Source organism: Providencia sp. Me31A, assembly GCF_050487165.1.
GTDB lineage: Bacteria > Pseudomonadota > Gammaproteobacteria > Enterobacterales > Enterobacteriaceae > Providencia.
Window position 1 is genome coordinate 252,558 of sequence record NZ_JBKQGZ010000002.1, and the last position, 12,252, is coordinate 264,809.

Here is a 12,252-nt window from a genome sequence, read left to right on the forward strand (position 1 = left end):
ACCCCTCATAACCCCCGTTAAAAACCGATAAATACAGATAAAAAAATAAAACTTAGGTTAAATTTTAAAAGTTAACTAATTAATAATTTAATTGGATAATTAACTTGGAATATTTTTCAAATACAAAAGTATTCCTTTGTAATTAAACAAATATTTTTTAGCTTAGTTATTATTTATATTTTAAATTCAAGGTGTGGCTTGAATTATGACGAGTATTTAGTTTTCATGAAGCCCACACTCCCTCTTCAAACCAAAAAAACGGGTATCTTCTTCACTCATTCCTTCTTCCCATTTGCGAGTTGTATGGGTATCACCAACCGATAAATACCCTTGCTCCCACAAAGGATGATAAGGTAAATCATATTTTGTTAGATATTCATAAACCTGCTTATTATTCCAATCAATCACAGGTAAAACTTTAAAAACCCCTTTTCCAGTACCCAGTACAGATAAATTAGCACGGCTCGCCGACTGTTCACGACGTAAACCAGAAAACCACGTTTGTGCCTGTAATTCATGCAAAGCGCGTTCCATTGGTTCAACTTTATTCAGTTGGTTATAACGTTCGATGCCGTCAAGACCTTGTGTCCACAGTTGCCCATAAATCGCCTCTTGCCAAGCCGGCGTTTGCTTTGCACGATAAACCTGTAGATTTAATTTCAGCTTATTCGTTAATTGTTCAATAAATTGGTAAGTTTCAGGGAACAAATAGCCCGTATCCGTTAAAATAACAGGGATATTAGGCAGCACTTGTGTCACCATATGTAAAGTCAGCGCAGCTTGTATGCCAAAACTCGAAGACAATACAAATTGAGCAGGAAGGTGCTCAACCGCCCATTCAATACGCTGCATGGCATTCATTTGTTCTAATTGCTGATTAAAACCTGATAGATACTCCGTTTGTTGGGATGGCTCTAACCCTAAAACAGTTACCAGCTGAAGTTGGCTCATACCGCCTCCTGTACCTCATAAAAATCCACCGCGGAATTAATAACGGGTTTCACGACATCAGCACGAATTAAGTAATCACCAAAACTTTCCTGAGATAAACGTTCTTTCGCCCAACGGCCAATCAATTCATCTAAGATAGACAAAATTTCTGCACTACTGATGTTTTCACGATACATGCGGGGAATACGGGTTCCAATTCGGTTGCCTCCTAAATGTAGGTTATACCTATCAACCGCTTTGCCGACTAACCCGACTTCCGCTAACATCGCACGACCGCAACCATTCGGGCAGCCCGTTACGCGTAAAACAATATGTTCATCAGCGACTTGATGTGAAGCCATAATCTTTTCTATATGAGTCACAAACTCAGGTAAAAAACGCTCTGCTTCAGCCATCGCCAATGGGCAAGTAGGAAACGAAACACAAGCCATTGAATTTTCACGTTGTGGCGTGATTGTCTCACTCATTAGCCCATGCGCTTTCGCAATCGCTTCAATAGCCTCTTTTTCACTTTCCGGTACACCTGCAACAATCAGGTTTTGGTTCGCCGTTAAGCGAAAATCCCCTTGGTGAATACGTGCAATTTCTGCAACTCCGGTTTTTAGCGGCTTATCCGCTAAATCAATCAGTCGACCATTTTCAACAAATAATGTTAAGTGCCAACGGTCATCAATACCTTTAAGCCAACCAATTTTGTCACCGCGCTCAGTGAAGTGATAAGGACGAATAGGTTCAAAAACCACACCAGAGCGTCTTTCCACTTCCGCTTTAAAGGTATCAACGCCCACACGTTCGAGGGTATATTTTGTTTTCGCGTTTTTACGGTTGGTACGATTTCCCCAATCTCTTTGGGTTGTCACTATAGCCTCAGCAATGGCTAATGTTTGATCTAATGGAATAAAACCAAACTCACTGGCCAAACGAGGAAAGGTTGCCGTATCACCGTGTGTCATGGCTAATCCACCCCCCACCAACACATTAAAGCCGATGAGTTCACCATTTTGCTCAATCGCAACAAAATTCATATCATTCGCGTGCAGATCCACATCATTTAAGGGTGGGATGACCACTGAGGTTTTAAACTTTCTTGGCAGATAGGTCTGGCCTAAGATTGGCTCTTCATCGGTCGTCACAATCTTTTCTTTATCTAACCAAATTTCAGCATATGCGCTGGTTTTCGGTAATAGATGTTCCGAAATTTTCTTTGCCCATTCATAAGCTTGTTGATGTAGCTCCGACTGAACAGGATTAGAAGTACATAACACATTACGGTTAACATCATTCGCGGTCGCCAATGCATCTAACCCGACATGATTTAGCATTTGGTGAGCAGGTTTCACATCCCCTTTGAGAATGCCATGAAATTGAAATGTCTGGCGATTCGTAATACGAATACTGCCATATAGCGTGTGCTCAGTAGCAAACTTATCAATATCCAACCACTGTTTAGGGGTAATTATTCCTCCCGGCAAGCGACAGCGCAGCATCATCGCATGACGTGGTTCCAACTTTTGTTCTGCTCGCTCTGCACGAATATCACGGTCATCTTGCTGATACATACCGTGAAAGCGGATCAACAGAAAATTGTCACCTTCAAAACCCCCTGTTAACCCATTTTTGAGGTCATCCTTAATAGTTCCACGTAGGTAATTACTGTCTTGCTTCATGCGTTCGCTGTCTGCAAGTTTACCTTCTACAATTAAGCGTTTTTGTTGTTCATTGCTCATTAATAAACATCCCTCTGATAACGGCGCATAACACGCAGCTCACTTAAAAACTCATCGGCCTCCTCACTGTCCATGTTCCCGTATTGACCGATGATCTCCAACAATGCCAGCTCCACATCTTTCGCCATGCGATTTGCATCGCCACAAACATAGATATGTGCGCCTTCTTGTAACCATTGCCAAACCTCTTTACCTTGTTCACGAAGTTTGTCTTGTACATACACTTTTTCTTGCTGATCTCGTGACCAAGCCAATGAAATATGAGTCAATAACCCATCTTTGACATAACGTTGCCATTCAACTTGATAAAGAAAATCATCAACAAAATGTGGGTTGCCAAAAAATAACCAGTTTTTCCCTGTTGCGCCGTCATTATCGCGCTGCTGTAAGAAAGCTCGGAAAGGGGCGATCCCCGTTCCTGGGCCAATCATGATCACTGGCGTATTTGGGTCATTTGGTAGGCGGAAGTTATCGTTATGTTCAATAAAAATACGTAACTCATCCCCCTCATTTAAACGATCGGCAAGGAAGCCAGATGCTCCCCCTGTGCGAGCACGACCATCAATGTCATAGCGAACGACACCAACCGTGGCATGCACTTCACCTTCAACTTCTGATTGAGAAGAGGAAATCGAATATAAACGTGGTGTTAGCGGTCGCAGCAGGTCAACAAACTCCTGAGCGCTCGGTTGAGACGCGGCTTGTCGTACCATATCAACGATTGGGGTTGTTTGTGCGTATTGCAAAATAGCTTGTTTATCACTAATCAATGACAATAACGCATCATCTTTCGATAGCTGGGCGTATTTTTCAACGATGACATGCGTGTTTTGCGTCAACTCCAATTGATATATCAGCGCATCACGCAAAGAATGTCTCTGGGAACCAATGAACACCTCTTCGTTGCCTTGCAGCCATAGCAGTGCGATGAGCTCATCAACTAAAGCAGGGTCATTATCAAACCAAATACCCAGAGAATCACCCGGTTGATAACGTAACCCGGAGCCTTCTATATCTATCTCTATATGCCTCACGTCTTTTTGTGAGTCGCGCCCAGTGATTTTTTGGTTACTCAATAAAGAGGCCGTTAAAGGTGCAGTTTTACTGTATGGAGATGAGTGAATTTCATTCACGCTTCCCGCTTGAGTGGCCAATAATTGGCTATCTGTTTGAGCTGGAACCCGAGCTTTTAACACTTGAGTTAAGTTTTCCACCCATTCATCCGCAATGGCTTGATACTCGACGTCAGCATCAACTCGTTCAACTAATGGTATCGCGCCTAATAATGCCAATTGTGCATCAAAATCTTTACCTGCTTGGCAAAATTTTTCGTAAGATGAATCACCTAACGCAAAAACAGCATAGCTGGTTTGTGATAAGTTCGGTGCTTTTTTCGAGTAAAGATATTTATGCAGCGCAACCGCTTCTTCTGCGGGCTCGCCTTCTCCTTGTGTAGAAGCGACAACCACCAACACTTTTTCTTGATTAATTTGCTTAAACTTATAGTCGCCAGCATTCACTAAATTGACATTAATTTTTTCGCTAATTAAACGTTCTCTTAGCTGTTCAGATAAACGGCGTGCATTCCCCGTTTGCGAGGCTGAAATAATCGTAACGGTTTCCTGCGCAGCAACGGGCGCACTCGTTGGTACATCAACAGGGGCATTTTGATTGACCATCCCCCACAAGTAACCAGAAAGCCAAGCTAGTTGGTGTGATGAAAAATCATCAACTGCTGACTGTAAACGTGTTAGTTGCTCAACAGATACTGGCAGCACTGCTAGTGGCGGCTGTTTTTTTGTCATTATCCTGTAACCCCAGCGTTATTCATCTTTGAATGTTTAAAACCATGCCATACAACTTACCCTAATGGGCAATAACCTACGACTCGCTCAACACCCTAAATAATTTAGGTAACAAAGCAAAAAATACCGCTGTACCTTGAATATACAGGGTATGCCATTAGGTTATAACAACCATTAATAACGGGATAAGAAACGATAGCCATAAATAATAACTAAAAAGCCTAAAGCAATTAGCCGATGGATCATATCCATAAAAGCGGTTAGTAATATTTTGGCAAATAAAGATATTTTGAGCCAAAATTACAGTACAATGCGCTATTTATTAACAATAAGGAACCTCATATGAGCACAACAATCTATAAAGATTTTACTTTTGAAGCTGCACATAAGCTCCCCCACGTTCCGGCGGGTCATAAATGCGGTCGCCTCCATGGGCATTCTTTCATGGTGCGCTTAGAAATTACGGGGGAAGTCGACAAACATACTGGCTGGATTATCGATTTTTCCGACGTAAAAGCTGCTTTCAAACCCATTTTGGAACGTTTAGATCACCATTACTTAAATGAGATAGAAGGATTAGAGAACCCAACAAGTGAGGTATTAGCTCTATGGATTTGGCGACAAACTAAACCACTATTGCCACTATTAAGTGCTGTTACCGTAAAAGAAACCTGTAATGCAGGTTGCGTTTATCGTGGGGAGGCTTAAATAAAATAATGATTGCAACCCCAGCTGTAACTTAAAGCCATCGCTGGGGTGTTTATTATTGAATATCTAAATATTTGTGCGTTTGAATCGATAGACGCCAATTACGTTGAATGCAGGTTTCAATACACAATTTCGTTGCCGCTACTTTTTGGCTTATTGGCTGTAATGCAACAACTGGTGACGTCTTAACTGTCCGTAATGCTAAAATTTGGTCAAGTGCTTCAATATCTTTCTTACGAGCGACTGGGTGTTTTATTTCATTTGCACGGTTTACCGCTTGACTAATCACTTGTAATCCCCCTTTCATACCGACTTTAGGTGATACGGTAACCCATGTTTTTTCTGAGCATTGAACTGGAAATGTGCCACTCGTTTCAATTTGGCATTGGTAACCATGTTGCTCTAACGTTTCTGTTAATGGCATTAAATCATAAATACAAGGCTCCCCACCTGTAATAACAATATGATGTGCACTAAAGCCCTGAGCCTTCATCAACTGAATTAATGCTTCGCTATCAGACATAGCCCACGTGTCTGAATCAATCGTTTTGAGTGCGATATCCCCAAGGGTTGATTCTTTATTTTGTTCTTTTTCCCATGTTTGTTTGGTATCACACCAACTACACCCAACGGGGCAGCCTTGCAAACGAATAAATACTGCCGGAACACCAGTAAAAACCCCTTCTCCCTGTAACGTTTGGAAGATTTCATTAATTGGGTATTTCATATCACTCCTAAAATAGTTAACTAAGCACGCATTATATTGCAGATATCTATCTCACGAACAAGGAAGTTTATGATAATGTAACCACCTTAAGGTTCAATAAAGTACGCCCAACCTAATAAACAATACCGAAACCATATTCGGAACAATATAACGTACGAAGAAAAAGACAGGAAAATACATGCAAAGTAGTGAACAAAACCAACTCAGAAAGGGACTGAGTGTGCGGCACATTCGCTTTATGGCTTTAGGGTCAGCGATTGGTACTGGCTTATTTTATGGTTCTGCTTCCGCAATTCAAGCGGCAGGTCCTGCGGTTCTACTCGCTTATATGATAGGTGGTGCTGCTGTATTTATGGTCATGCGAGCCCTAGGCGAAATGGCAGTGCATCATCCAGTACCCGGCTCTTTTTCTCACTACGCTAGCCACTACATGGGCCCACTGGCTGGTTTCTTAACCGGCTGGAACTATGTGTTTGAAATGTTGGTCGTTTGTTTAGCCGACATCACTGCCTTTGGGATGTATATGGGCTTCTGGTTTCCCCACGTTGACCAGTGGATATGGGTATTAAGTATCGTTCTACTTATTAGCGCCCTCAATTTATGCCATGTTAAAATTTTCGGTGAAATGGAATTTTGGCTATCTATCGTCAAGGTTTCTGCAATTATCGCTATGATTGTCGGTGGTGCCTTCTTGATGTTCTACGGTTTCGGTCAAGAAACAGGTCATGAGGTAGGTATCCAAAACCTATGGGAACACGGTGGTTTTATGCCAAATGGCATTGAAGGCGTAATAGCCTCATTAGCCATCGTCATGTTTGCATTTGGTGGAATTGAGGTTATCGGTATCACTGCCAGTGAAGCACAAAACCCAGAAAAAACCATCCCTAAAGCAATCAACGCTGTACCTATCCGTATTTTATTATTCTACGGGTTAACCCTGTTTATTTTGATGTGTATCTACCCATGGAATCAAATTGGCCAAAATGGCAGTCCATTTGTCCAAATATTCGATAGCTTAGGCATTCAATCTGCGGCAAATATCTTAAATATCGTTGTTATTACCGCCGCTATTTCAGCCATTAACAGTGATATTTTTGGCGCAGGACGTATGATGTACGGAATGGCACAAGATGGCCAAGCACCAAAAGCCTTTACTAAGTTGACAAAAAACGGTGTGCCGTGGGTAACGGTACTGGTAATGTCAGTTATCATGTTACTTGGTGTATATTTGAACTACCGACTTCCAGAAAAAATCTTTGTCATTATTGCGTCAATCGCAACCTTTGCAACGGTCTGGGTGTGGTTAATGATCTTGCTTTCTCAAGTCGCCATGCGCCGCCAAATGAGTGAGGAAGATGTTAAAAAACTAAAATTCCCAGTACCATTCTGGCCAATCGGCCCTGCGATCACTATCGCCTTTATGGTGTTTGTCATCGCACTGTTAGGCTTCTTTAAAGACACACAAGTCGCTCTTTTAGTTGGTTTTGTGTGGGTCGCTATATTAAGCGTAACCTTCTTTATTATGCGTAAATTTCAAAAACATTAACTAACTGATTTATAAGCAAACAAATGCCCTTACTTATAAAGTATAGGGCCTTTGTTATTAAGCGAGTGCTTGCTTAATATCAGCAATCAAATCATCAGCACTTTCTAAACCTATAGATAATCGAACAAGCCCATCACTAATTCCATACTGCTTTCGCTCTTCCGTCGTGTAGGTAGAATGAGTCATACTCGCTGGGTGTTGAGCAAGTGACTCACAATCGCCTAAACTTACTGCTCTTGAAAATAACTGCAAGCGATTCAAAAACTGCTTACCGGCTTCTAACCCCCCTTTTAACTCACAAGCTATCATCCCACCAGCTAACTTCATTTGTTTTTTAGCAAGTTGATATTGTTCGAAACTGGGTAACCCTGGGTACATTATCGACTCAACTTGTGGATGAGCTTCTAAGTATTGCGCAATTTTTTGAGCACTTTGAACAATTTTATCCATCCGAACTGATAGCGTCTTCATTCCTCTTAAAATCAAATTGGCATCATGAGGAGATAAACATGCACCAGTCATATCCTTCAAACCGACCAATCTAATCTGCTTCGCATATTCCGCGGATGTAATCACTGCACCGCCCATCGCATCCCCATGACCATTTATATACTTAGTTAAAGAATGTAAGACAATATCCGCCCCTAGAGCCAGTGGCTTTTGGATATAAGGGGTACAATACGTATTATCGACCGCAACTAAAATATTTTGGCGATGAGCGATGTCACTGACAGCAGAAATATCAACTAAACGCATATTCGGGTTCGCTGGCGACTCGAAAAATATCATCTTTGTTTGCTCAGTAATTTCCCGAACTACATTATTCGGATCACTCATATCAATATGACGAACTTTCACACCAAACCGAGCTAGTCCCTGATGAAAAAATGCATAGGTACAGCCATAAACAGTGAGGTCTACCAATAATTCGTCACCAGGGTTTAATAATGTCCACAGTGAGGAGGTAATCGCTCCCATTCCTGAAGCAAAAACAATTGCAGCCTCCCCTTCTTCAAGTGACGCTATTCTATTTTCTAGCAAACTCAATGTTGGATTATTAATTCGAGTATAAATATATCCCGCTTTTTCGTCACTAAAATAAGCGGCACCTTCGTCTACACTTTTAAATACATAAGTCGACGTTTGATAAATAGGTGAAGCTAATGATCCTAAATGTTCATCTGCTTCGTAGTGGCTATGAATCGCCCGTGTTTCAAAAGAATTTTTTATATCTAAACTCATACCACCTCCAAAAATTACTCTCCTTGTGGTTGAGATAATCGAGCACCTATTATTTGTAAGGTTCGTAAAACGGTGCTGATTCCACATAATGTATTTGGATCTTTTAATAAAGCATACACTGAACGAAAGTTTGGTTTTTTACTGTCATTTATCCCTTCCATTTTTGCCATGTTATATGCAGTCCCCAGCTCCCATACGGGAACTAAAATATCCTCAAATGAATTAGATAAACGTTCAACTGTGCTGTTATCTAATATATCGACAAGGTCAGAAACAAGTGACAATAAATCAACAATATTATCTAAGCGATTTAGCTGTAATAAAGGCGCTAATTTTTCAGCAACATGATCACCGGATTCAGAACATAATAGCTCTATTAATTTACTTTGGGCTTCAATATTTGGCATTTTGAATTCCTTATTACACTAAGCCACGAATAGCAGCCCAATAAATACCTCTATTGAAGCCGTTTCTTAGTAATCCACCTAATTTTGTTGGCGGCGTTGGAATAACATCGTGCTTATAATCGTATTGCAGAGGCATACCTGCAGTTAGTCCCATTTGAGCAACCGCTTGAACTCGTCCATCATAAATAGCTGCGGGATAGCCATAAATTAATTCCCCACAAATATTATCCGCGATAATCGCAGCTTGATTGTGGCAGCTACCACCCGCTTTACTAATTGGCAGATCGACAGTATCACCAATAACATAAACGTCTTCTACACCATATACTTGCATGGTTTCGTGATCTGTAGGTAACCATCCCTCCCCATTATTATGTTCACTCAATCCGCTATTAACGACCGCCTCAACGGCAGTAATAGGTGGCGTACTTATTAATAAATCGAAAGGTTGCTCATCCCCTTCTTTTGAATACGCTATTTTTTTATCGGGATCGACTTTGCTTAAAGTAAACCCTCTTTGGGCTTTAATATTTTTAGCAACAAAAATTTCTGGAATAACGTCACAAACCGGTTGTTGCATAAACAAACAGTTACGCAATAATTGTGATACCGTTGGATAGGTATAAACGATTTCAATTTTATCTCTAACACGACGTTTACGTAAAAACTCATCAATCATCAATGTTGTCTCCATAGGAGCAATTCCACACTGATGAGGGACATTCGGGGTTTCAGGGAAGGATACTGTAATAAAAATACGGCCCTTTTCAATTTTGGAAAGTTGATCCGCTAATTTACGAGATGCATCATAAGCATAAAAGTGATTACCAATATCTTTTAACCCTTCAATGCGCTCAGGTTTAGGGATACAACCCGTCGCGACAACTAAATAATCATAATGATATTTTTTATTCGCTTTTGACAGTAATTCTTTATTTTGAAAATCAAAAGAATCAATTTTATCAATAACTAGTTCAATTTCTGGTCGTAATAGTTCTCTTTCTGGCCGACTTAACTCATCTTTGAAAAACAGATTGAACGCCACATACATAAATGCTGGCTTATAATAATGTATTGGGTTATCCGTTATTAACGTTATTTTAATTTTATTAGAAAAAATTTCTTTATTTAGTTTTCTAGCTAAAATATTTGCTAGCATGGTACCTCCGGTACCACCACCTACAATAACTATATTTTTCATAATACCTCCAAATAAAACAATCAGTTAATTAGAATAAACATAGATTGATATTGGATCTTAGTACGTTATAAATATAGTTTATTTTAAGCAAACACCTAATATAATAAATAACATTTTAATTTAAAATTAACAAATAAAACTAATTACAGGAAAATATAAAAACTAGCGATAACTATCATTTTTTTAATTATTTATATATTAGTTAATACGAGTAATGACCTACAATCTTCCATCGAAATAAAACATCTTCAACAACCTGACCATAACCAATATTATGCATAATCAAGTAATTCATTTTATTATTTGATTTTATTGAAGTTACAAGACCTATGTGAGGACGCCCATTGTCTAATCGCCAAGAAACAATATCCCCCGGTAAATAATCGTTGCCATTTTTTGTCACGGGTTTGGTGGTGCCTTTGCGAGCAAAAAATACTTCTAAATTCGGTACTCTACGATGGTCGATATTAGTATCAGGCTTACGCAATCCCCACATACGTAGGCTCGGATACTGGCTAAAATTGGCTTTAATATCTTCATGTAAAAGCTGTTGCAGATCGACGCCGACCCTCCGATAACTGCGGATCACCACATCAGAGCAAACGCCTGTATTTTCAGGGACATCTCCATTAGGGTAAGAAATTTGACGGTAAGCGGGATCATAAAGCACTAAACGGGGAAGTTGTTCCGCCTGCTTCGCTAACTCAAGGTTATTTTTTGCTACTGCATAGGGAATACATAATATTGATATAGCTAATAATAAGTACTTCAATGGATTATCTCCTTCTGTTATTAATATAATCTACAACGGTTAGGTAGATAAATAAGGTAAGATAATCTTAAAAAGAATCTACTTAATTAATTTAAATTGAGTCATGATTGGGTTGTGATCAGAAGCATCTGTTTGTAATACCTTACTTTTATTGAGTTTTAAGCCTCTATAAAATATAAAATCTAGTGGGCGGCCAAATGCTTTAGTGCGTAAATCTAGATCATAAAGGGCTTCCTTTAAACCAACAGAACGAATAAATCGTTTGAGTGCATTAACTCGTTGGCGGCTCCAAGCATTAAAATCGCCCGCAAGGATCACTGGCCCTACATGCTTGCCAATATGCATTCCGAGCTTATTGAGTTGCTTAGTATAAACATCCACTCCAAAACTAAAATTAATCGCATGTACATTTGCCACCATTAACTGCTTACCATTTGGTAATGGATAAACGGTAATTAATGCGGATTTTGCTAGGCGCAAAAGCGGCTCTTTCTCTCTTAATGGACAACAGTATATTGGGTGCGATGTAGCGAGAGTCATAACACCTGCAGGGTGTGCTGAGAAAGGTAATGCAGGAACTTGGTCAGCAATAAGCTGATGAGAAGCTGCAAAAGAAACTAATTCGGGCGACATCTGAGCTTCTTGCAATAAAATTAATTTTCGGCCATCAACTAGCTCACTGAGTACCATTTTCCAGTTAGGGCGCTGCTGTTTATAGATATTCCAAGTCACAATATCTAGCGTTTCCCCTGCCGCAAATAAGGGCATTCCTATAGGAAGGGAATCCCCTAACATATGTACAGGTGTAGGCTGTATACGTTTTGCAGGCTCACCAGCAATGTATCGAACAGAATAAGTTCTTTTCGCCAAATTTCAAACCTCTACATTGCAATTTAATAACAAACGTTCATCTAACTTATGATCTAGTATATCAAATCAGCCTTGCTATTTCTTACCAAATTTAAGTCACAATGAGGACTAGCACTATAACGTGGCTATACAGGCTTACATTAAAGTTAGAATACTTCTAATACCGATGATTTCCCCAAACGCAAAAAAGCCACCCAATGGGTGGCTTCTTCACTAATTTAATGTCTGGCAGTTCCCTACTCTCACATGGGGAGACCCCACACTACCATCGGCGCTACGGCGTTTCACTGCTGAGT

The 12,252-nt window shown here is 40.1% G+C and carries 11 protein-coding genes; 2 read left to right on the forward strand and 9 right to left on the reverse strand.

Features of this window, described 5'->3' with window-relative positions; all coding sequences use genetic code 11:
• Positions 1-216: 216 nt before the first annotated feature.
• The 3 genes from cysH to cysJ are packed head-to-tail and all read right to left on the reverse strand — an operon-like array spanning position 217 to position 4,483.
• Positions 217-951 carry a phosphoadenosine phosphosulfate reductase gene (cysH, locus tag ACLPIE_RS02700; RefSeq protein WP_430259403.1) on the reverse strand — a complete coding sequence of 245 codons (735 nt, stop codon included), beginning with the start codon at positions 949-951 and terminating at the stop codon, positions 217-219.
• Positions 948-2,678: an assimilatory sulfite reductase (NADPH) hemoprotein subunit gene (gene cysI, locus ACLPIE_RS02705; protein ID WP_430259405.1), complete on the reverse strand. Its 1,731-nt coding sequence runs from the start codon at positions 2,676-2,678 to the stop codon at positions 948-950. Before cysI ends, cysH begins: the two co-directional genes overlap by 4 nt.
• Positions 2,678-4,483 (reverse strand): NADPH-dependent assimilatory sulfite reductase flavoprotein subunit, encoded by a 1,806-nt coding sequence (gene cysJ / locus ACLPIE_RS02710; RefSeq protein WP_430259407.1) that lies wholly within the window; start codon positions 4,481-4,483, stop codon positions 2,678-2,680. The genes cysI and cysJ overlap by 1 nt, the downstream gene beginning before the upstream one ends.
• Before the next feature lie 342 nt (positions 4,484-4,825).
• Between cysJ and queD the strand changes: the two genes are divergently transcribed.
• Positions 4,826-5,191 (forward strand): 6-carboxytetrahydropterin synthase QueD, encoded by a 366-nt coding sequence (gene queD / locus ACLPIE_RS02715; RefSeq protein ID WP_430259409.1) that lies wholly within the window; start codon positions 4,826-4,828, stop codon positions 5,189-5,191.
• Positions 5,192-5,246: 55 nt separating this feature from the next.
• On the opposite strand, the gene queE is transcribed toward queD, so the two are convergent.
• On the reverse strand, positions 5,247-5,918 hold the full coding sequence (gene queE, locus ACLPIE_RS02720; protein WP_430259411.1) for a 7-carboxy-7-deazaguanine synthase QueE: 672 nt from the start codon (positions 5,916-5,918) through the stop codon (positions 5,247-5,249).
• Positions 5,919-6,096: 178 nt separating this feature from the next.
• Here queE and ACLPIE_RS02725 point away from each other — a divergent pair, with 178 nt between their 5' ends.
• Positions 6,097-7,464 (forward strand): amino acid permease, encoded by a 1,368-nt coding sequence (locus tag ACLPIE_RS02725; RefSeq protein ID WP_430259413.1) that lies wholly within the window; start codon positions 6,097-6,099, stop codon positions 7,462-7,464.
• A gap of 57 nt (positions 7,465-7,521) precedes the next feature.
• Here ACLPIE_RS02725 and megL read toward each other — a convergent pair whose 3' ends face one another.
• From megL to ACLPIE_RS02750, 5 genes are all read right to left on the reverse strand, one after another.
• Positions 7,522-8,706, reverse strand: coding sequence for a methionine gamma-lyase (megL, locus tag ACLPIE_RS02730; protein ID WP_430259415.1), 1,185 nt, complete (start codon positions 8,704-8,706; stop codon positions 7,522-7,524).
• A 14-nt stretch (positions 8,707-8,720) separates the two neighbouring features.
• Positions 8,721-9,113, reverse strand: coding sequence for a hypothetical protein (locus tag ACLPIE_RS02735; RefSeq protein ID WP_430259417.1), 393 nt, complete (start codon positions 9,111-9,113; stop codon positions 8,721-8,723).
• Positions 9,114-9,126: 13 nt separating this feature from the next.
• Positions 9,127-10,314 (reverse strand): NAD(P)/FAD-dependent oxidoreductase, encoded by a 1,188-nt coding sequence (locus ACLPIE_RS02740; protein ID WP_430259419.1) that lies wholly within the window; start codon positions 10,312-10,314, stop codon positions 9,127-9,129.
• A 202-nt stretch (positions 10,315-10,516) separates the two neighbouring features.
• Positions 10,517-11,065, reverse strand: a complete 549-nt coding sequence (locus ACLPIE_RS02745; RefSeq protein ID WP_430259427.1) for a DUF1287 domain-containing protein — start codon at positions 11,063-11,065, stop codon at positions 10,517-10,519.
• Positions 11,066-11,164: 99 nt separating this feature from the next.
• Positions 11,165-11,956, reverse strand: a complete 792-nt coding sequence (locus ACLPIE_RS02750) for an endonuclease/exonuclease/phosphatase family protein (protein WP_430259421.1) — start codon at positions 11,954-11,956, stop codon at positions 11,165-11,167.
• Between the last annotated feature and the right edge of the window lie 296 nt (positions 11,957-12,252).